General features: G+C 52.5%; 18 protein-coding genes. All 18 read right to left on the bottom strand.

Translation table 11 applies throughout. The annotated features are described in order from the left end of the window. Positions 1–190: 190 nt before the first annotated feature. Positions 191–1534: a sulfatase-like hydrolase/transferase gene (locus ACFOLF_RS33505; protein WP_210043875.1), complete on the bottom strand. Its 1344-nt coding sequence runs from the start codon at positions 1532–1534 to the stop codon at positions 191–193. A 30-nt stretch (positions 1535–1564) separates the two neighbouring features. Next, entirely contained in the window at positions 1565–2557 is a 993-nt protein-coding gene (locus ACFOLF_RS33500) for a LacI family DNA-binding transcriptional regulator (RefSeq protein ID WP_210043876.1), read from the bottom strand. Positions 2558–2563: 6 nt separating this feature from the next. Beyond that, on the bottom strand, positions 2564–3928 hold the full coding sequence (locus ACFOLF_RS33495) for a sulfatase-like hydrolase/transferase (protein WP_210043877.1): 1365 nt from the start codon (positions 3926–3928) through the stop codon (positions 2564–2566). Positions 3929–3952: 24 nt separating this feature from the next. Then, positions 3953–5464, bottom strand: a complete 1512-nt coding sequence (locus ACFOLF_RS33490; RefSeq protein ID WP_210043878.1) for an ABC transporter substrate-binding protein — start codon at positions 5462–5464, stop codon at positions 3953–3955. A gap of 85 nt (positions 5465–5549) precedes the next feature. Then, on the bottom strand, positions 5550–6392 hold the full coding sequence (locus tag ACFOLF_RS33485) for a carbohydrate ABC transporter permease (protein WP_210043879.1): 843 nt from the start codon (positions 6390–6392) through the stop codon (positions 5550–5552). A 15-nt stretch (positions 6393–6407) separates the two neighbouring features. Beyond that, positions 6408–7364, bottom strand: coding sequence for a carbohydrate ABC transporter permease (locus ACFOLF_RS33480; protein WP_210043880.1), 957 nt, complete (start codon positions 7362–7364; stop codon positions 6408–6410). 215 nt (positions 7365–7579) lie between these two features. Then, positions 7580–8497 (bottom strand): ABC transporter substrate-binding protein, encoded by a 918-nt coding sequence (locus ACFOLF_RS33475; RefSeq protein ID WP_210043881.1) that lies wholly within the window; start codon positions 8495–8497, stop codon positions 7580–7582. 87 nt (positions 8498–8584) lie between these two features. After that, a complete protein-coding gene (locus ACFOLF_RS33470) occupies positions 8585–9313 on the bottom strand; it encodes an SDR family oxidoreductase (RefSeq protein ID WP_210043882.1) in 729 nt (242 codons plus the stop codon). Then, complete coding sequence (locus ACFOLF_RS33465; protein WP_210043883.1) at positions 9310–10053, bottom strand: SDR family NAD(P)-dependent oxidoreductase; 744 nt, start codon at positions 10051–10053, stop codon at positions 9310–9312. Before ACFOLF_RS33465 ends, ACFOLF_RS33470 begins: the two co-directional genes overlap by 4 nt. Next, the gene (locus tag ACFOLF_RS33460; RefSeq protein WP_210043884.1) at positions 10050–10343 is read right to left on the bottom strand and encodes a phosphopantetheine-binding protein; all 294 of its coding nucleotides are present in this window, start codon (positions 10341–10343) and stop codon (positions 10050–10052) included. Before ACFOLF_RS33460 ends, ACFOLF_RS33465 begins: the two co-directional genes overlap by 4 nt. Beyond that, entirely contained in the window at positions 10340–12595 is a 2256-nt protein-coding gene (locus tag ACFOLF_RS33455) for a beta-ketoacyl synthase N-terminal-like domain-containing protein (protein ID WP_379112653.1), read from the bottom strand. The genes ACFOLF_RS33460 and ACFOLF_RS33455 overlap by 4 nt, the downstream gene beginning before the upstream one ends. Then, the gene (locus ACFOLF_RS33450) at positions 12592–13506 is read right to left on the bottom strand and encodes a GNAT family N-acetyltransferase (protein ID WP_210043885.1); all 915 of its coding nucleotides are present in this window, start codon (positions 13504–13506) and stop codon (positions 12592–12594) included. The genes ACFOLF_RS33455 and ACFOLF_RS33450 overlap by 4 nt, the downstream gene beginning before the upstream one ends. Continuing rightward, a complete protein-coding gene (locus tag ACFOLF_RS33445) occupies positions 13503–14798 on the bottom strand; it encodes a dicarboxylate/amino acid:cation symporter (protein ID WP_210043886.1) in 1296 nt (431 codons plus the stop codon). Before ACFOLF_RS33445 ends, ACFOLF_RS33450 begins: the two co-directional genes overlap by 4 nt. A 123-nt stretch (positions 14799–14921) precedes the next feature. Continuing rightward, positions 14922–15317: an NHLP leader peptide family RiPP precursor gene (locus ACFOLF_RS33440; RefSeq protein WP_210043887.1), complete on the bottom strand. Its 396-nt coding sequence runs from the start codon at positions 15315–15317 to the stop codon at positions 14922–14924. Positions 15318–15346: 29 nt separating this feature from the next. After that, a complete protein-coding gene (locus ACFOLF_RS33435; RefSeq protein ID WP_210043888.1) occupies positions 15347–15760 on the bottom strand; it encodes an NHLP leader peptide family RiPP precursor in 414 nt (137 codons plus the stop codon). A 61-nt stretch (positions 15761–15821) separates the two neighbouring features. Further along, on the bottom strand, positions 15822–18734 hold the full coding sequence (locus tag ACFOLF_RS33430) for an NHLP bacteriocin export ABC transporter permease/ATPase subunit (protein WP_210043889.1): 2913 nt from the start codon (positions 18732–18734) through the stop codon (positions 15822–15824). Positions 18735–18755: 21 nt separating this feature from the next. Then, the gene (locus ACFOLF_RS33425; RefSeq protein WP_379112650.1) at positions 18756–20930 is read right to left on the bottom strand and encodes an NHLP family bacteriocin export ABC transporter peptidase/permease/ATPase subunit; all 2175 of its coding nucleotides are present in this window, start codon (positions 20928–20930) and stop codon (positions 18756–18758) included. A gap of 21 nt (positions 20931–20951) precedes the next feature. Further along, on the bottom strand, positions 20952–21917 hold the full coding sequence (locus ACFOLF_RS33420) for an NHLP bacteriocin system secretion protein (RefSeq protein ID WP_210043891.1): 966 nt from the start codon (positions 21915–21917) through the stop codon (positions 20952–20954). Positions 21918–21919 lie beyond the last annotated feature (2 nt).

Here is a 21919-nt window from a genome sequence, read left to right as displayed (position 1 = left end):
TATAATAAAAGAGCGTTTTCATATAGTTTCGTGATCAGCTTGTCTGACTGGTAATTTGGAAGCGAACAGCCATATGCCGTTTTTATCCCGGCAATGGCAAATTACCCCAAACAAATAAGCCCCCGGCAGTCCGGAGGCTTATTTATTTGGGGTATGGCTCGCCAAGCTTGTCTCAGCGTCACAACCAGGTTTATTTCTCGTGTATCGATATACGGCGCTGCACAGAAGGCCTCGTTTCCGCCGGGATAATAACGGGAGCGTATCCTTCGACTTGTAAAATCTTTTCTGTGAGCCGTCCGCGAAGCTCCCGGGTAATACGGTCATAAGCGTCGAGCCCGATCAAATTGGTCAATTCGTAAGGATCCGCTTCAAGATCATACAGAAACTGCTCCACATAGGTATCCGAGGCACTATCCTCCCACCCGTCCTTATCAGGAGCGGATACGCTGTATTTCCAGCGCGGGGTGCGCAGCGCACGCCCCACCTGCGACTCGCTGATCTGCACAAAAACATCATCCGGTCGTTCTTCCTCGACCTTCCTGATTGCCGGAAGTATGGACGAGCCCTGCATAGAAGCCGGTATCGGGATGTCTGCTGCATCCAGCAGCGTCGGCGGAAGATCAATGAGACTGACCAGCCGCTGCACCTGTCCGCCTCCTTTAAATCCGGGACCGGTGATAGCCGTCGGCACCCGGATTGAGCTGTCATGGCAGGAGCGCTTATATTCGCTGTTTCTCGTTTTGAAATGGCAGCCATGATCGGAGGTGAACAGAACAACGGTATTGTCGGACAGCCCCAGACTCCGAAGGGTATCCGTCAATCGGCCAAAAGCTTCATCCAGACGCTTGACCATGCCGTAGTAGCCGCCCAGATGCTGGGGAGCGCTTCCTCCCAATGCGGTCAAGTCCGGCGGAGTCCATTTGCCTGTATATTGGCTCTCATAGCCGATCGGCGCCGGATAATTGTCCAGATGATTCTGGTGGTGCGGCTCTATATAAGACAAGAATAAAAAGAACGGATCCTCCTGATGCTTGTCGATATAACGTATGGCGGCATCCGTTATCGCATCCACCCGGTATCCCGGAAGCTTGACCGGTTCGTTGTCATTGTTGTACATGACGGTGTCATACGAATCTGAAGTAAATTCCAGCAGGTTGGAAGCCAGCCAGTAATCATAGCCTCCCCGCTTCCCCGCAGGAACGGGCTCTTCATCAGCCAGATGCCATTTGCCAATATACCCTGTGCGGTAACCGGAGCCGGAGAAATAATGAGCCAGTGTCTGACTGTCCTCCGGAAGCGGAATTGAATTCCGGTAGCACCCGGTCGATGTGGCGTATTTACCGGTCTGCAGAGATGACCGGGCCGGAGCGCACACAGGCTGGCATGTAAAGGAATTGGTGATATGCGTTCCTTCCTGCGCCATACGGTCAAAGTTGGGCGTAAGACCCAGCGGATTGCCATGCACGCCTGTTGTATCCCAGCGCTGTTGGTCTGTGAAGAAAACAATAACATTTGGACGGGTTTGTTTGCTCATAGTCAGCTGCTCCTTTGGCCCGGTGGCCTGTTATGACAATCCCGAAGCTTCTTTTGTCGTATCCCTGACAATTAATCTTGTCGGCAGTGTCGTCTGGATTTTCTTATAGGTTTTCTGCCGGAGCAATTGATCGAAAGCCGTTACTGCGGTTTGGCCGATGCTGTAAATCGGCTGATGCACCGTAGTCATCGGAGGATTCATGAGGGGCGATACCGCATAATCCCCGAAGCCCGCCAGAGAGATCTCGTCCGGCACCCGGATCCCCAGCTTTTGCAGCTGACTGCTGACAGCCAATGTTCCCCTGTATGTCGTGCAGAATATAGCCGTCGGCCCGGCTTTATGCAGCATATGTTTGACGGTTTGCAGCTGGTCCTCACGGGGATCAAGCTCCTGTATCCAATTCGGATCAACCTGCAGGCCTTCTGCCAGCATTGCTTCCTGGTAGCCATTGACCCGATCCCTGTCACAGGGATGAAGGATCGGGGCATGGAACAAAGCAATACGCTTATGCCCAAGCCGGATGAGATGCCGCACCGCTTCCCGGCAGCCGCCGACATTGTCGATATCCACCCAGGTAATATCGGAGTCCGGATAGGATGCGGCAAGCACGACATGCGGAATGCCGAATTGGACGAGGGAGTCAGGCAATCCGGACTTGAGCGGCGGGTTAATAACCAATAGCCCCTGCAGGCCGGCCGAACGGCAAAAGTGCGCGATATCCTTGGATTCATGCAGAGCTTTGCCTGCGTAAGGGATTAAGGTCAAATGCATATCCAGCGAATATGCGGTCTCCATAATTCCGTTCATCAATTCTCCCATATATTCAGGAAAGGAAATAGCGGGAGTTATAATACCGATAGTATCCTGGCGGTTCGTGACCACAGTAGGCCGAAATCCGTGCTCATTCATGAATTGGATGACTTTATCGCGGGTTACTGTATTCACATCCGGCTTGTTGTTCAGAATCCGGGAAACGGTGGAGACGGATACCCCGCAATTTTCTGCGATTTTTTTGATATTCAATACGGCTTAACCCCCCGGCAAATGACCTTCTGCTTGCAGAATCCGCTGCTGTGCCCGCTGAAATTCATGAGCCCTGTCGTCTTCGAGCTCCGGCGTGCAGATGCACCGCAGCTCGCTCTCAAGCTCAGCCGCTTTGCCGGGATGCTCGCCATACATATTATAGAGCTCATCCGGATCGTCGCGAAGCTGGAAAAGCTGATTGGGCGCATCGATGTTGAAGATCAGCTTCCAATCCCCTTTACGGAGCATATATCCCCCTCCGCGGGTTCCATGTCCATGATATTCCGAGAAGACGACTCTCTCGCGGTCCTCCGCAGGAATCGTCTGCAGAGGCTGACCGGACCAATTGTCCGGTCTGTCCGCCTTGGCGGCGTAGAATAAGGAAGCCTGGATATCGTGGGAATCTACCGGCGTGGTCACCCGTTCTCCTTTGACGAAGTCGGGGCCAGCCGCAATGCACGGAATTCGCACGGAATCCTCATACAGCGAGCATTTCCACCACATGCCGAATTTACCGAGCATCTCCCCGTGATCCGAGGTGTAGATGACATTCGTATTGTCATTCCAGCCGCCCTCCTGCATGGCATCCATAAGCCGGCCAAGCTGCCGGTCTATAAAGCTGACATTGCCAAGATACCCTCTTCGCAGTCCGCGCACCTGCTCTTCTGTGAACAGATCAGTCTGGAAGTGATCCCGCAGATCCTGGGCATATGGATGCCTAGCGCTGTCCTCATCCTTGCTGTAGCGCGGCAAATCCCCGCCTTCGGGATACAGATCCCAGAACTCCTGCGTGTTCCATTGGGGAAAATGAGGGTTCAACAGATTGATCGTCAAGCTCCAGGGCTGCTTCAAGGCAGGCGCGGCATGCTTCAGCCAGTCCAGCGCAGCATTCATCACTTTCAGATCATCGTCGAAGGCTGTCTCCTTGATGCCGAAGCCCTGTGCCCGTTCTGCGGCATCCCCGCGGATGGCGAGCGGGCGGCGGACAAAGTTGGTATCGCCGGGCTGCTTCACGTCCTTGCTGTAATGTATTTCCGAGAAACCGAGATTTTCTGCCCGGTCATACACATGCGTTTTGCCGAAATGAACCGTGTAGACGCCCTGTTCCTTCAACACTTCTCCATATGTCGGAAAATCGGACCGAAGCCCGACGTTGCAGTTGCTGTAAGCCTGCAGCTCATGCACGCGCCTGCCGGACATGAACGCGGATCTGCTCGGAGAGCATAACGGTGAAGGGCAGTAGGCATTCTCATACAACGTGCCCTCCCTGGCCAAGCGCTCCAGATTCGGCGTACGGAGAAAGCTGTGGCCGTAAACCGACGAATAAAAAGGGTTATGCTCATCCGAGATCAATAGGATGCTGTTGCTCATTTTCCGATCCCCTCCAGCTTGTCATCATTTCAAAGCTTTATAGTCATCTGCCGTGTAATCTTTGGCAAGATCCCAATTCGGGAATGCAAAATCATTCAATCCCACATTGACGCCGGATGCCTTAACTTTATCGACCGCATCGCCAAGTCCTTTGTTCAATTTATCGGTATAAGCCTTTAATTGAGCCTGTGGGTCTGTCTGGGCACCCGACAGCAAGGACTGGAGAATATCATTAAATCCCGGTTTGATCTTCGGCTGATCGATGGATCCAAGCTCCACGATGACCTGGGCCGTCAGCGGATTTCTCACTGCATAATCAGGCCTTACCTTGAGCAGGTCCTTATGAAGCTGAATGAAGGTATCGAACTCCGGATATGGATACAATGACGCATTATTATTGATGCTCTCGATCGGGGTGAGCGCCACGCCGCTGTTCAAATATTTCTCGTAGAACATCGGACCCGTGAATCCATTCTCCAGAAAGGTTCCGACTTCCTTGGCATTCTTGGTTGAAGCCGAAATCATATAGCCCGTAGGATTGGCCGGCACATAATAGTAAGTCGGTTTGCTGCCGCCTGGAGTCGGCACCGCGGCCAGACCGAACTTCGCATCCGGTGTATCCCGTTTGACCAGCCACATGCGGGCCCGGCTGTCAATCAGGAAAGCCGCTTTATTTTGCCCGAACAGGGTCGCTGCTTCCGCTCCCTTCATCGTGTAAGAGGAAGGCAGAATGCTGCCGTCCTGCTTCAGCTTTTGAAGAAGATTGAAGGAATCCAGCGTCGCTTTGCCATCATAAGCATATTTTCCGGACTTATAGTTAAACCCGCCCGACTCCTCCGGGGCTACACCCGCAGCAAAAGCATTGACAAAATTCGTGACGCCGGACTCTCCGCCGCCAAAGACGAATCCGAACACGTCGCCTTTGCCTTTGTCCGTAACCGTCTTGGCCATTGCCGTCAGCTCGTCCCAGGTTGCGGGCGGTTTCTCCGGGTCCAGTCCGGCCTGACTCAGCACGTCTTTGTTGTAGTACAGAATATAGTTCAGCTGCGGGCCGGTAAGCGGCCAGCTGTAGGTTTTGCCGTCAATGACATTCACGCCCTCAGCGAAGCTTCCCGGAACAAAATTGTCCTTCCACGTATCCGACACCAGCCCGTCAAAAGGCATCGCTTGCCCATTGGCTACGAAGGTACGGATATCGGAGCCGGACGGCGTCTGAAAAATATCAGGCATATCGTTGGACGTAATCGCGGCTTGTATCGCTGTATTATATTCGGCGGCCGGCATGTAACGTCCTTCCACCCTGATCTTTCCTTTGTATTTTTCATTGAACTCCGCAATCATGCGTTGGCCCGGGCTTTCATCGCCCTTCAGAAAATCGCTTAAGCCCCATACCGAGATCACTTTTTCTCCGCCGTCTCCGGCCGCCGCAGCATTATTCGGCGCATTCTCCGGCGCATTCTTCGAGCAGCCTGCCAATAGGAGCATGACCGTTCCCAATGCAAGGGCCAATATCGATTTCCACTTATATTTTCTCATGTTCGTTGTTCCTCCATTTAAAATTTATTAACGGCGCCGTAAGAGAGCAGACTTTCGCGTGTGCAAACGTTGAGCCACCGCTCCATCAAGCCTTTACGGCTCCTGAGACACCTTCGATAAAATAACGCTGCAGCAGCAGGAACACAATGAGGATGGGGACAAGGGAAATGCTCGCCGCCGCCGCCATTCCTGTCCAGTCCATCGAATTTTCACCGACGAACTGGAACATCCCGACCCCAAGCGTACGCAGCTCAGGCTTCCCGAGTGTGAATACAAGCGGAATCAGAAAAGCATTCCATGTGAACATAAACTGCATAATAGCCGTTGTTGCGATGATTGGCTTGGACAGCGGCAGCAGGATCTGGGCAAAGGTCCGGAAGAAACCGCTGCCGTCGACCTCAGCCGACTCATGCAGCTCCTTGGGCAGTCCGCGAAAGTATGCGACGAACAGCAGGATGAACAGCACATGGGCTCCGCCAACCTCGCCCAGAATGACACCCCATAGGGTATTATTCAATCCAAGCTGGTTAATGAGGGTATAGATCGGAATGATCGTGTAACCCTGCGGCATAAACATCGTTGCGGTAATCGCGGACATGAATATCAACCGCCCCCTGAAGCGGTAGCGTCCGACCGCGTAGCCGGTCATGGAGCAAACAGCGACCACAATCACGACGACCGCGACCGTAATCAGCACGGTGTTCCAGAAATAAACGGAGAATTGGGCCGTGTCCCAGGCGCGCTTATAGTTCCCGAATTGGAAGTGTTCCGGCCATAATGAAATTCCGGAGCTGATATACTCGGTGTTGGTTTTGAATGAAGCCAGGATCATCCACAGGAAGGGGTAAATCCACACGATGCCGAGGCCAATCAGCAGTAAATGAGCCAACAGGATCAGCGGCGACCGCTTTTTCATTTTTTTTGTCATATTGGTCTCCTCCATCTATACGCTGCCGTTTCTGCGGCCTCCGGTCAGTTTGACGAACAGCCCCAAAGCGAGCGATATGATCATAACCACGATTCCATAGAGAACGCCGGCAGCCGATGCGAAGCCGACCCTGGCTTCTCCTGAACCCGAGAAGGCATACCGGTAAATATAAACATCCACCATATCCGTCTTGAACGCGGGACCGCCGTCCGTCATCGCTTTGACCAGATCGAATACGTGAAGGGCATTGACGGCCGACATAAGCAAAATGACGCTTCCGACCGGCAGCAGCAGCGGAACTGTAATGTAACGCAGCATTTGAAGAGGGCCTGCCCCGTCGATTTTGGCCGCTTCGAACACATCCTTCGGCAGCGATTGGATGGCGGCGAGCCAGTAGATCAGCTTCATTCCGAAGCTTTTCCAGATGCCGACCAGTACGACTATAAAAAAGGCGGTATCGATGGAGCCGAGAAAGTCTACCGGAGCGCTCAACAGCCCAAGCCGCATCAGAACCTCGTTGACAAGTCCCTTGTACGCTCCGAATATAAAACGCATGACCAAACCGACCACAGCCGTTGTCGTTACTACCGGCAGGAAATAAATCACCCGGTAAACAGTCTTCCCTTTGAACCACTGCGCATTAAGCAGCAAAGCCATCAATAACGCCAGAGGCACCTGAATGACGACAACATACAGCATAAAGCTCAGGCTGTTGCCGAACGCATTCCAGAAAATAGGGTCATACAGGGTTTCCTTGAAGTTGTCCAGACCCACATAATCATCCAGCCTGCCGAAGCCGCTCCAGTCGAAGAAGGCATACACATAACTCATAATGATTGGATATAAGGTGAACAACAAAAACAGAACAAGCTGCGGCGCTATAAACAGCAAACACCATAACTGCTTGCGAGTCTGGTAATGAATCCTCATTCTCTTACCCCTGCCGTTCCCCCCGCTCGCTGCATTGTCCATACCACGACTCCTTTCCATCGATGCATTACTTAAGGATATAGGGCCACTTTTGAAACTATTCCGGTACAGTACCGAAAAAAAACAAAAGAGACTACGCTTATAACAATCACGTGTCTCCGGTGGTCCGGTAAACAGAATATTAAATTATACCAAGTTGAATACTATGAATTGATTATAGCAACATGGTCCAAGGGAGTCAACCATGACTTATTACCCTATTTCTCCGCACCAATGTCGTATTTGTGCAGGAGTCCGTCTACGATCGGACGGTTGGTTTCCAGATACAGATTCACCCATGCGAGCATTTGCATATCGTTTGGCGGTACGGCTATGGCGATGGGATCAGTCTGGTCTTTAATCAGCATGAGTTGAAGCTCAATGGAGTATTTGGGGTTGCTCTCGATTAATCGCTTCAACTGCAATTCATCATAGAAGATTGCATCTATTTCACCCTGAAGCGCTCCATCCATGGATTTGGGAGGTGTTTCATACTGGTGAATCTCTGCCTTAGGAAGCCATTCCTTGGCAAACCCGACATAGGAGGTTCCAGAGATAACGCCTATTTTCAGCGGAGCGGTTTGAAGCAAAGTCAGCAAATTCTGGTTTGAGCCGCCCAGCTGCGCCGCCTTCAGCCGGTTGATAAGCAGTCCCTGGCGCAGGGTAACATACGGTTGTGAGAAGAGTACCTTCTTCGCACGGGATAACGTGGCGCTCAGCTTCGAAACGGCAATGTCCGCTTCCCCCGACGCCACCTGATTCACAACTTCATCGAAGGATTGGGCGGTTCGCAGAAATTCAACCTCTACCCCGAACTTGGCGGCAATGTCCGTTGCCATATCCACATCGCTGCCCGTAAGCTTGCCGTCGGCATCGACGTAGAAGAAGGGCTCCCGATCCGTGGAGACCATCGCTACACGCAGCTTTCCACGCTCATAGATTTTCTTCATTCCCGGGGCATAGTTCGCCAGTTCCTCTTGCGAAACCTCAACCTTCACGGCAGCAGCCGGCCGGGGACCGGCGGATTCCATTCCGCTCTTTGGCCCTGCGCCTGCTTGGGGATTCTGCTGGCTGCCGCAAGCTGTCAATAAACAGATAACCAACATCCCCAACAGCGGAATCAACATTTTGTTCATCGCTCATCCAGTCCTCCCGTTCTATGACAATCATCGCTCCCGCAGTGGTTGCCATGCCTATGCCGGCAATCAAGAATAGTTCCTCCATCAGATGAATGTATCGGTACCGTGACCTACATGCAGGTTCTGGCCGCTCACCAAGTGTGATTTTGTCTGAAACAGCATATCGATTGAAGCCGATACCAGCTCTTTCAGCCCGGGGAGCAATGGCTTTAAGGCGTGAATTTCCAGGCGCTGCTTTAATTCCTTGCTGTTCAAGCTTTCTTCCGGGGCGTAATAACCCAATGTAACGGCGTTGACGGCAATGCGGAAAGGCGAAAACTCTTTGGCAAGAGATTTCATTAAAGCAAGCTTGCCAAGGTTGATAATCGGAGAGGACGGGTAACCGTCATAATATAACGCATCCGCCATAAGGGGAAACACGATATGTCCCTGTTTGTTCTTGGCCATATGCGATGCGATGCTGCGGCTGAACAGGAAAATATCGCGAAATAAATCGGCCGTATAGGTACCCAGGGCAAGCGGATCGGCCTCAAACAATTCCTCTTCATTGAGCGTGTCCACCCCGTGAATCAAGTAATCCAGACTGCCCATACGGGAAACAGCCTGATCGATCATAATAGATGCTTCATTCGCATGGCCGTAAAAGATATAAAGCTGTTTTCTGCAATCCGCAGAAATATCGGCAAGACACTCATCGGCCTCCTGCCTTTTGGTAAATTGCAGGCATACCTGATACTCTCTCTCAAGCAGACACTCGAGAATCAGGCGATTGATTCTATGGCTTCCCTGAGTTATAAAAATGGTTCTGGTCATCGCAGGAATCCCCCGTCCGCCTTCAATACTTGCCCGGATATGTATTCCGATTGACCTGAAGCCAAAAACAAGATCGCATCCGCAATCTCTTGGACCGTGCCCATGCGCCCCATGTTGGTATGATTGATGAAATTTTCCATTTTCCCTGAAGGCACCAACGCCGTCATTTCCGTTTCAATCATGCCTGGAGCGATCGCATTGATTCGGATGCCTTCCCGGCCGTAGCGCCTGGCCAGCATTTTGGTCAAGCCGATAACGGCCCCCTTGGAAGCCGCATAATTCGCCTGCGCCTCCCGCCCGTAGATGCCTGACACCGATACAACATTGACGATCCTACCGCTTTGCTGCTGCAGCATGACGGGAATCGTTTCCGAAGCGCACAGCAGGGTTCCATTGAAATTCGTGCGAAACACATCGTCCCAATCAGAGATTGGCATCATCACCGCCAAGCTGTCGCGCACGATTCCCGCATTGTTGACCAAAATATCAATACGGCCAAACTCCCGCACCACTTCGAGAATGAGTTCACGTACAAAGCCCGGATCGTCAACGGAGCCTTGAACCATCCTCAGCGGCACTCCATTTCCGTTCCACTTGCCGAGCAATTGCTGCGCCAGGTCCACATTCGCGGCATATACGCCAATCACCGCCGCTCCCTCCGCCGCGAAGCGTTCGAATGCCGCTCTGCCGATTCCCCGCGTGGCACCTGTCACAATTGCTACCTGATTACGCAGCTTCATGCTTTCTCACGAAGGCGGTTGTCGATAAAACCGGCAATGGAATTGACGCATCTCAAGTGAACTTTCAGGTCGTCGATGGGAATGCCTTCAACCTTCACGCCGTAAACGACTTCCATACCAACCATCACCTCAAACGCCTCGATCGAATCCAGTCCGAGCCCGTCGCCAAAAAGCTCCATCTCGTCATCGATATCCTCTGCCGTGATGTCTTCCATTTCCAGACGCTCGATAATCAGCTTCCGTTTGACCACGTCTTTGATCTGTTCCAAAGTAAAAGCCTGCTCGTTCATTTGTTCTCCTCCTCTTTAATCCGGCCGATCACCGCTGCAGCCGTATTTCCATTGATCGCTATACTGACGGTCAGGAAGTAATCACGCTTCTGTCCCTGGATCCCAAGCTGAGAGCCGGCATGGATCCACTGCGCTGCTGTACTGACCGGAGTGAGCGAACTGATGGATTCGCCGTAACCGGACTGCTCGTTCAAGCAGGTTACCGGAGTCCCGCACCCGGCGAACAGCTCTTCAATAATGCGCATTTGATCTTCCAATTCGCCCGGCCTCCCGGCGGAATCGATCAGAACACCATCGATCTGCTCCAGCCGCAAACCGGAATTCCGGATGGCATCGGTAATGGATTGGGCCAAATCGCCAAATGCCATCCCGCCGCCCAGCATTTCCGCATAGACGCGTTTCCCCTCTTGCTGAGCCGTATCCAGGTCGCATAAAGCCAGGCACACGCTGCCCTCTGTCATATGAAAACGGCTTTCCGCAAGCCCCTTGGCCCTATCGATTTTATCCGACAGCTCGGAAAACTCATCGCCTGCGGCGACCAACAGCCGGTCATGAACACCGTCGCGAAGAATGCCGCAGCCATAAATCAATGCCATAAGCCCCTCCGTGCCGCCGGTGCTGAGCGAGCTGCTGAAGCCTTTCAGCTTCATCTTCTCGGCCGTCTTGCCGGATATTGAATTGATAACGGTATGGGGAAAATAGATGCTGCTGGCAAGCTCCGGTCCGCTGCCGAACACGCTGCCCAGAAATTTGCCGATGCTCTCCGTGCTGCCCCGTGAAGTTCCGTATATGAAGCCCGTATCTTGTCCGGCGGCAGCTTCACGGCTCCACCCCGCATCATCCAGCGCCAGGCTGACTGCGCCAATGCTGAACTGGGAGAGGCGGTTCATTCTTCTCTCATACAAGCCTTTATCAAAATCCTTCAGCTGGAATGACGAGGCTCCTGCCCTGCCGTCTGCGCCGTCCCCGATAACCGCGCCGATTCCCACGACCGCTATTCTTCGTAAATGACGGTCCGTTTCGATCCGCTTCGGCTCGTTCTCCGAATAGCGGGTCTTGGCGACGATCGCAGCATTATGTCCGCCAAAGGCGGAATTATTGTTTAACAGATAATCCGGTCTCCCCGCCATCATATCATTGGCTACGATGCGGATGTCTTCACAGCCCGGCCGCGGCTTGTCATAATGCAAAGCAGCGGGAAGCAAATGATGATGAATGGCATACAAGGAAGTGGTGAACTCGATAGCTGCAGCCGCTCCCAGATTATGGCCAAAGTACGCTTTGCTGGAGCTGAGCGGAATTTCACCGAGCTTGTCGCCGAATGCGGCCCGCAAACCGGAAATCTCAGCGTGATCGTTGGCCTGCGTACCGGTGCCGTGAGCATTGATATAGCCGATTGCAGACGGATCAATTCCGCTGTTAGCCAGGGCCATGTTCACCGCAATTTGAATTCCCTTTCCCTCCGGGTCAGGCGTTGTCTCGTGATACGCGTCGTTGCTTAGGCCGTACCCGCAAATCTCTGCATAAATCGTTGCTCCCCGCAAAATAGCCATATCCAGCGGTTCAAGCACAACAAAAGCCGCTCCTTCACCCAGACTAAGACCAAACCGGCTTGCGAAAGGGGAGGCCGGCTGCGGATTCAAGGCGCGCAGCACATTAAATCCGGCATAAACGGAATGGGACATCGGATCGGAGCCGCCCGCCAGCATCACATCGGCGTGTCCCCATCGAATCATATCGTAGGCGTAGCCGATCGCGTTGCCGCTTGCCGCGCATGCGGTATTCATCGTAACGACCGGCCCCGTCGCCTGAAAATATCGCGCAACATCGTCACCCTGCTGATAGAAAGGGTAGCGGGCCGTTCTTGCCACGTCCAGCTCCGCAACCGTCCACTGCTCTTCGAGCGAAACAATACCGCCATTGCAGGTGCCCAGCGCGACACCGGTCCGCTCCGCCCCCTTGCCGCCTGTGACGATTCCGCTGCCCCGCATTGCATTCCGGGCGGCGACAATGGCGTACTGCGCGCAAAGATCATACTGCTGCTGCTCGGATGCCGAGAAGTAATCATCCGGGTTATAGTCGCGGATTTCCGCTCCGATCCGGCTATGAAATTTATCGGTAGGAAAACGCTGCATCTCTCCGATGCCTGTTCTTCCTTCCTTCATGGAAGCAAAAACCTGCTCAAAGCTGCTGCCCAGAGCGCAGAGAATCCCCATCCCCGTTACCGCAACGCGCTGTCTCCCCTTGGTCACTTAATCGTTCCTCCCTGATGTGCAAGTGTTATGCAAACTGCTCTTTTTTCAACGATCCGGCACGCATACGGAGCCAGCCGGCGATCCAGCATTTTCAGCATGGAAGGGGTTTCGACATTGACGGCAAATTTCGCAAACGGAATCTGCCGCTCCAGTTGAAGCAGGACGGATTGCGCCATCAGAATAAAGGCGCAGCCATATAACCGGTAGGGCTCCTGAACATAGACACTGTCATACAGAATCGTATCTTCGGCAATTCGGTACGTCATGCACCATCCCGAGATTTCTTCTCCTGCCATCATGGCGAGACTATTGCTTTCTTCCAATTGCAGATTTGGTTTGAAAGGAGATAGAAACCGCGGAAAGCCACCGCCTTCTCTTAATCTGTTTTTGGCTTCGCTGTCCAGATCGCGCCATAATAAAGACTGCAGTCCTTGCGGCAGTTCAATCTTCTTCAGCCACGGAGCGTCGGCGATGCGGGTATCGGCCGTGTACACCTTTCCTTCCAATACGGGAGGAGACCCGTTATTACGCTGTAAAAAAGCTTCCACAGCAGGCTTAATCCGGTTGCCCGCATAATACACAAAACGGATCCGCGTTGCTCCTGCACGAAGCAGAAGCTCTTCCGTTTGGCGCAGAAGAGCGGTGCCGATTCCCATTCTGCGGTAATTCGGCTTTACAAACAGAGAGACGACTTCGGCTGTGCCGCTTCCCGGCTGGCGGTATATAACGATTAATCCGGCAGCTTCCGCCCCCTCCGCCATCTCTGCTCCGATTGCGGTATAGCTTGGATGTCCTCGCGAATCACGCAGCAGCGGGAGCACATATTGGTACGTTAATGGCCCATATGCAGCGGCATCGCCGGCTTCCAGCTGTTTCACTTTGTAGCGGTTCTCCATCCAGCCGCTCATGATGCAGTACCGCTGCTGCCCAGTGGCAGCGGATCATAGTCGGCTGCTTCCCTCTGGCTGTCTTCCGCTTTATCCACAATCAGAACCGCCGCCATACTATTGAGATGAATGTTGGCCGTTGTCAGAATGGGATCGATAATGGGATTGACAGCCATCAGCAGAATAATACCCGTGCTGGAGGGGAGGTTCAGAGGATCGGCAATCAGTGAAATCATCGCAATCGCCACGATCCCGGGAGTCCCAGCTCCGGCAACTGCCGCCAGTACCGCTCCGGCCATGATGATGAACAAATCCTGCAAACCCAGCGTAACCCCATACAATTGGGCGATAAAGATAATGCCCAGGGAGTACACCACCACCATGCTGTACCTGCACAGGACGACCCCAAGCGGAACGACCAAATTGACCGAGTCGGAGTCAAGCTTGAACTGCTTGCGCAGCGAATCGAGTGCGGAGGGCATGGTAGCGATACTGTTTTGCGTGCCGAAAGCAATAATCAGCGTTTCCTTCAAGCCTTTCAACGCCTGGATAAAAGAGATTTTCAGCTTCGCCGCCATGATCCAGCCGCTTGCAATCATGAGAACAAGCGCTACCGTATAGGCGAGTGCGATGAACTTCACCATAGCCAGCAAGAGATCTGCACCCGTGCTTGCGATCTGCCCAGCCATAATGCATAGCAGCCCAAACGGCAGCACATACATCGACCAGGAGATAATCCGTTGAAAGACTTTAAACATCAAATCCACGAGAGAGAGAAAATGTTCGCCTGTATGGACGGACAGCAAACCGAGCGCGATGCCCACCACCACGGAAAAAAACAGGATTTGCAGGCTGTTGCCCTGAGTCAGCGCAATAAATATATTATCCGGGATCAGTTTGAATATAAAGTCCATCAAACCGTTGGCAGAGGCCGTGTCTGCTTGATCTGCGGAGGAAGATTCATTATCCAGAACAATCGTGCCAAGCACCGTTTTACTGCCGGCAGAGATGCCTTCGCCCGGCTTGCCGAGCAGTCCTGCCGTAATTCCCAGCACACTGACTGCAAGCATCCCAACGATAAAAACAAGCAGCATTTTATTCAATACCTTATTCGAGCCTGTCGACATAAACAATCTGCCTACACTGGAGACAATGGCCGTGACCATGATCGGAATGACACACATTTTAAGAAAGGACAAATACAATCCACCGTACGGGATAAGCTGTTCTGCCAGCTGAGGCTGATAAATCCCGATCATGACCCCTGCCGCGATGCTTCCTAATATCGTCCAAATCGATTTTAACCACCGCATACGGATAACACACCCACTATATTTATATTGTGCATCGATGAATAGCTTGCAGGAGAAAATCACAAGAAGAACCTCAAAAAACTGAGGTTCTCTCCGCACATCAAGTGACGCTTCACAACAATATTAAGACAAAATCATGGGAATTGTTGCAATTAACCCTATCGCATTCCCGGCTTCGCCTTCAGCAGAATTCTGAGGGCCCGAATTGCCGCTCAGCCCTGTAGCCAATCCGTCAAAGAAATCAGTGGCTCCCTGTTTGCTTCCGCCGGCAACGCTGTCGAGCTCTCCTTCCGTTAATTCACTGTCAGCCAGTTGAACTTTGGGCAGAATAATGCTCAAGGAATAGCTGGATTGATCGAGTACGCCGATTTTGAAGCTGGCCGGCACCTCAAGACCTGTTTCCTGCTGAATCGCTTCGTGAATGTTCGTCACGCATAAATTTCTGAATTCCAGGTCGGCAGCGGCTCTTGCGCCTACTTTGCTTACTGCTTCTTCTACTGCTTCTTTACTCCATGCCATGTATGATTCCTCCGATTGGAAAGTTTGGATTAGCTGCCGATGATGAGATAAGGAGATGCCACGATTTGACCAATGATATTGCCGGCAACGCCTTCGGAATTGTTCGCATAAGTATTATCGGCGCCCATAATCGAAGCGGCTCCGCCTGCAAGTCCTTCGAAGAAATCGGTAGCTCCGTCTTTGCTTCCGCCTGCAACGCTGTCCAATTCGCCTTCCGTTAATTCATTGTCGGCCAGTTGAACTTTAGGCAGGACAATGCTCAAGGAATAGCTGGATTGGTCAAGCACGCCGATTTTGAAGCTAGACGGCACTTCAAGGCCTGTTTCCTGTTGAATGGCTTCGTGAATGTTGGTCACGCACAAATTTCTGTACTCCAGATCCGTAGCCGCTCTTGCGCCCACCTTGTTTACCGCTTCTGCTACTGCTTCTTTACTCCATGCCATGATTGTTTCCTCCTGTAAAATATGATATTTATCATAACTCGTTATGAAAACGAGAGATGAACTACGCAAGCTGCCGTTTGGCCAATTCGACGAACAATCCGTCCTGTTTCATTAAATCGCTGTAAGACCCCGCTTGAACGATCCGCCCTTTTTCCAGAACGAAGATGCGATCGGCGTTCATAATGGTGCTGAGCCTATGGGCAATGACCACCCGTGTAGCGTGCAGCTTCTCCAGGCTTTGGCTGACAATCGTCTGCGTGCGGTTGTCCAGGGCGCTGGTCGCCTCGTCGAACAGGATGATTTTAGGTCTTCTGGCAATCGCCCGGGCAATAAGCAAGCGCTGGCGCTGCCCACCGGATAACGTGCTGCCGCCTTCGGATATTACCGTATGCATGCCCATGGGCATTTGGCGGATATCCTCATCGAAGCCGGCCATTCGCGCCGACTCCCAGGCTTCTTCCATCGTCAGGTTCGCAGAACCGATAATGTTGGCATAAATATCGCCGGCGGTCACCTTGCCATTCTGCAGGACAACGCCGAACTGACTGCGCACGGAGCGGACATCCAGTGTTTTGAGATCCTGCCCGTCAAAGTAAAGCGATCCGGACTCGGGCTTTTCAAAACCGAGCAGCAGCCTCAGAAGCGTTGACTTCCCGCAGCCTGATGCGCCAACCAGCGCGATGAATTCGCCCGGGCGGATTTGGAGCGACAGATCATTGAGAATCCAGGGCTGATCCATTCTATAGCGAAAGCGAATATGTCTGACTTCAATAGCTCCTGTCAGTTCGCCTGGATCTTCCAATGCCTCGTGTACTTCGGGAACCGTCTGGAGAATCGGTTTGGCTCTTTCATATTGCGGAACAATACTCAGAATCGAGACAACCGCCGTCGACATCGCAATCATCGCCCCCAGAAAAGCCGAGAAAGCGGAGAAAAAAGCGATGAACTTGCCGGGGCTCATTGCACCCCCGCCGGAAGCCATAATATAGAATAATGTCATCGAAGTAATAACCGGAAAAAAAGCGTTGAATACCGCATGCAGATTCGTCAATGTCTTGGCTTGGAACGCGGTTTCTTTTAACTCCCCGAACTGTTTGGCCCACAGGAAAAATGCCCGTTTCTCTGCCGCCGCCATGCGGAATTTGCTGATGCCGTTAATGATTTGCAGAACCGTCGTTGAAATTTTCCCCTGAACCGCCAGCAACACCCGCTGCCGCTTGACCTGCAGAATTCCGACTCCAAGCGTAACGGCCATCGATATCAGGACCAGAACCGTGGCCACAAGAGCCAATTTCACATTGTAATAAAATAATAAAAGCAGATTAAAGGAGGAGAATATGCCGGAAAATATTGCCGTCAGCGCCACACCCGATACCGCCTGACGTATCGTATTGATGCTGTTGGCCCGCAAAGCCAAATCACCGGAGGAATAATCCCTGAAGAAGGAAACAGGCAGATTGAGCAGGCGATCCCATACCGCCGCCTGTATGGATCCCCCCATCTTCCCTTCGATTCTGAGCATCGCCATAGAGCGCGTCAATTCGAACAAGGACATGGAGAGGATGACCGACAGCAAGATCAACCCCATCTGCAGAAGCAGGCCTTTCTCCGAAGCCGGAATAATCGAATCGAACAGGATGCCGTTGGCTATGGGAACCAGCATTCCGAGCAATCCCCCGGCGATCCCCATGAACACCATAATGTATAAGTCCCGTTTGATCGTTTTGTGTGAGCCGAATTTGATAATATCCATAACAGAGAGCGGTTTTGTCGGCAGCGGACGATAGAACATAAACGCGACCGGTGCGATATTGCGGGCAAGATCTTCCGTTATGGTCTGTTCCGTGCCGTCCGCCGAATCGACAAGAATATAGGTCGACGCATTCTTCTGAATCAGAGCAACCGGCTGTTTGTTTGCCTCCAAATAGGCAAGCAGGGGTCCGTTATCGCTGCGCCACCAATCATCCTTCAGCATTACCTGGCGGGAACGAAATCCGGAGCTTTTTGCAACATGGCCCACAGGGTCGCGCAGCTTATGCAGACTCTTTCCAGCAACCGGCTTTACTGCCATCCCGAGCGATTCGCCGACAATCTTGCAGGCGATATACAGCAGGTCGGTGGAGCCCGTTTCAGCGGCTGCTTTTTTTCGGGATGCTCCTGTAACAGCTGCCAAACGGTTCAAAGCCAAATCCATGACGGCATGATCATTTTCCGTTTTCCGTTTCAGACGGTCGTATTCGACTTTTCCCTCTGACCTGCGGTTATCAAGCAGACAGCGGTAGAGCAATCGATGAAATTCGGATAATCCGCGCAATTCGGCATCCTTCTTCAGCCATTCAGCCGTGCCGTATGCGGAAATTACGGATGGTTCGGCGGCCGAGATCCAGCTGACGGAGGACAAAGGCATAGTCATCCCCGGCTGCACGACGGCAAATCTTTCATCATCCATCCAATGGAGTTTTCCGGCATGCATTTCAATCCACAGCACGTTGGACGAACGAAAGACAGCTCCCTCGGCAGCTGCCAGCTGACTGACCGCTTCAAGCTCGATAAAATCTGTTGCGTTGTTGAGCCTTCTCAGGGCGGAGGACCAGTCCTGGACCCACTCATCAATCGAATCCGCCATTGCCATGTGAACAGAATGATCGGAATTCGCTTGAAGAAATAAGGACATGTCCATGCGGATCAGCTGCGTACCGGACAACCCGGCAATGAGCATGCCTGCGGATGCTTCCGCAACGTCTTCATGGAAACCAAAGATGAATCGCCCTGCATGCAGACTGAACAAAAATTGCGGCTGCCGGGTTACTGCACCGCCTTGCAGGGCAACGGCAAAAATATCCGCAGATCCGCTCATAATGAGCCAAAGCGACGTTTCATCCGTAACAATGAGCGGTTTGTTGCCTTCAAGCTCGATCCATTCCCCATTCTTTATAAACCATTGTTCCAAGATATCGTCATCCGTCCGATCCATATGCATTCACCCCCTCCGGCTTTAGTGGTCCTGTATCAGTCTGGCATATGCGCCGTTTTTCAGCAGTAAGTCATGGTGGGTGCCGCGCTCGGCCACTTTTCCCCGCTGCATCAAAATAATTTCATCCGCATCGCGGATGGTGCTCAGCCGGTGCGCGACAATAATACAGGTACAGCCTCTTCTTCTGAAGCTGGTATCCACGATTTGTTCCGTCTTCGGATCCAACGCGCTTGTCGCTTCGTCCAGTACAAGAACCGAAGGATTGCCGGAGAGCGCTCTGGCAATTTCCAGGCGCTGCCGCTGTCCGCCGCTGAAATTACCGCCGCCCTCGGCAAGCACATGATCGTAACCGCCGCTCCGCGAGCTGATATCATCATCAATACAGGCATCCTTGGCGGCACGGACAATATCCGTCTCCGGTATCGTCAAATCCCACAGCGATAAATTATCCTTGATGGTGCCTTCAAACATATGAATATCCTGATCGACTACCGCAAGCGAGTTGCTGATTAATGTGCGCGGCAATTCATCGCGATTGATTCCATCAAACAGAATTTCTCCCGACCATGGCGCATAAACGCCGGCAATCAATTTGGCGATTGTCGATTTCCCGCTGCCCGATCCCCCTACCAGGGCAACACGCGAGCCGGGCTTCAGCTGCAGGCTGAAGTTCTCAATCAACGCTCCCTCCAGCTTGTTGTAACCGAAGGTTACATTGCGCAATTCAACAAACCCTGCCAGCTTGGCATTCTTCGGCTGCGCTTCTTCTTCATCCGAGGGATAAAGCTCGGCCGCTGCTGCGATCTGACTGTCCACATCATGGTTTAATACATCATCAAGCCGCTTGAGTCCGCCTTCCGCCTCCTGAAGGGAGCTGCCGAGCTGAACCATCTTATTGACCGGTTCGATGAAGCTGGCCGTCAGGCTTTGGAAGGCTACCAGCATACCAATCGTCATGACGCCATCCATGACCTGAAATCCGCCGACCGCCAGAATGACCGCGGAGCTTATGCCGGATAACAAAGTGGGCAGGGCGCTCAGCATACCGGAGGAGACGCCGAGCTGCTGCTGGGAATTCAGGAGCTTCGTCTGGTAACCGGACCATTTTGCGAAAAAATCGGATTCGGAACCGCTTGATTTCAACGTTTCGATCATTTGCAGACCATTCATCGTAACGCCCTGCATTTTGCCGCCTTCCTGAAGCAGACGCATATTCTGATCGACTCTTTGCCTGGCAACGAACCGCAGAAAAACCACGTTTATCAGAGCCGTTGCAACAGCCAGCAGGGTCAGGATAATGCTGTACTGGAACATCAGGATCAAATAAAAGACAATCATTACGGAATTCAATGCGGCGACCGCCAGATCGCCGGACAGCAGCTGTGCCACCCGGTCGTTGATCATCACCCGCGAACCAATCTCTCCGCTGAAGCGCTGCGAGAAGAATCCCATCGGAAGCCTCAGCACATGCCAGAAAAAAGCGCTGGACGTGCTTAGCGAAAATTTCGTTTCGAGCCGCAGCAGGTAATATCTCTGCAGCCAGGTCAGCAACGCCCGGACGAATGCCGTAATGGCCATTCCGACCAGCAGCGGGATCAGCCAGCTTTGATTATTTCCGAGCAGTATATTATCGATGAACATTTTGGTGAAAGTGGGAATGACAAGTCCCGGAATGATTAGGAAAAGTCCCGCCAGAATGACATAAAGCAGCGCCGTTTCCGAGCCTTTCAGCCGTTTCTTGAGAGACCCGGCAATACCCGTTTTCTCGCCATGGCGCTTGTATTCGGGTGACGGCTCAAAGCTTAGAACAATGCCGGTATAGGATTTATCGAATTCCTCATAAGTGACAACCCGCGGTCCCGAAACCGGATCATTCAGAAAAACCCGGTTCTCCTTGAAGCCCTCGAGCACAAGGAAGTGATTGAAGTTCCAATGAATAATCATCGGCCCCTTCATGCTTCGGAGCGCCTCCGGCTCCTTCTTCAGCCCTCTTGCCGTCAGCCCGTATTTCCTTGCTGCTTTCAGCACATTGCTGGCTTTGCTCCCGTCCCTTGAAACACCGCATTCCACACGCAGCTCCTCCAGAGGAACATAGCTTCGGTAATAGCCAAGAATAATCGCTAAAGCTGCCGCACCGCATTCCACCGCTTCCATCTGCAGAACGGTCGGCGTCTTGACGCGTTTGGGTGCACTCACCTTAAGGTTCAACTCCATCTCTTACTTAATCTGAGGTATTACGGATGTAATCGGTTTTTGCCGTTTTATCGTTATGGATCCCGAGGTAAAGGTACCGCTGTCTATCAGCTGCGGCGGACCTTTGGGCGTAGACCATTTGTAGCCGCTTATTGTTGACGGGTCCGGTACGAGATCGACCAGAACCTCAAGCAGCGCGGAGCCTCTTCCCGCAAGCTCCTGCACCAGCGCTTCGTTCCCAAGAGTGAGCAGCATGGTCTGCGCCGTTACCGGGAATTCCGAAACCGACGTTACGCGTCCAATCAAAAAGCCGTATTCCTCCTTATTTACGGAGCTGGGAGAAATATCCACCGTCATCCCGGGAATAATGGTCTTCCCTTCCTGGATCGGAACATACATCACTGTCTTCAAATCCTTGGCCTGCTCCTCGCCTGATTCGACCGTAATGATCGGCAATCCAACGCCGATTGAAGCGCCCTTCTTGACTTTTACTTCCAGGACCCGTCCTGTATACGCACTTACGACTCTCGATTCGTTGAAGTAGGCCGTCTTGAGCGCCGCTAACCCGTTCCGGATCTTGTTTATTTGCTCCTCTAATTCCGCAGACGGCGTACGCTGATTGGCCAGCTCGGCAGCCTTGAGGCTCTCTGCCAGCTGCTCAAGCTGCTGTACCATGGCCGGTTGTTCAATTCTTGCTATGACGTCACCCTTATGTACGTAATCATTCTCCACCACGCGAATATCGGTAATGGGGCCGCTCGACGAGGAATAGATATTTTGCAGCCCTCCTGGCCGGATTAAGACGCCTTGTGCCTGCATCTTGGTATTCAACGTTCCGTAAAATCCCCAAACTATCGCGGAGACCAGCAGCAGTCCGAGGGCGCTCAAAGCGAGCCAGCCCTTTGGCGAAGTCACCTTCATTAAAGTGTCGAGCTGCTCGGGCGAAGATAATCTTTCTATGGATACCTTGCGAAAAACGTCATTGTTCATTC

Origin of the sequence: Paenibacillus sepulcri, from assembly GCF_042647105.1 — a bacterium.
GTDB lineage: Bacteria > Bacillota > Bacilli > Paenibacillales > Paenibacillaceae > Paenibacillus_Z > Paenibacillus_Z sepulcri.
This window is presented reverse-complemented; position numbering and strand designations above follow the sequence as displayed.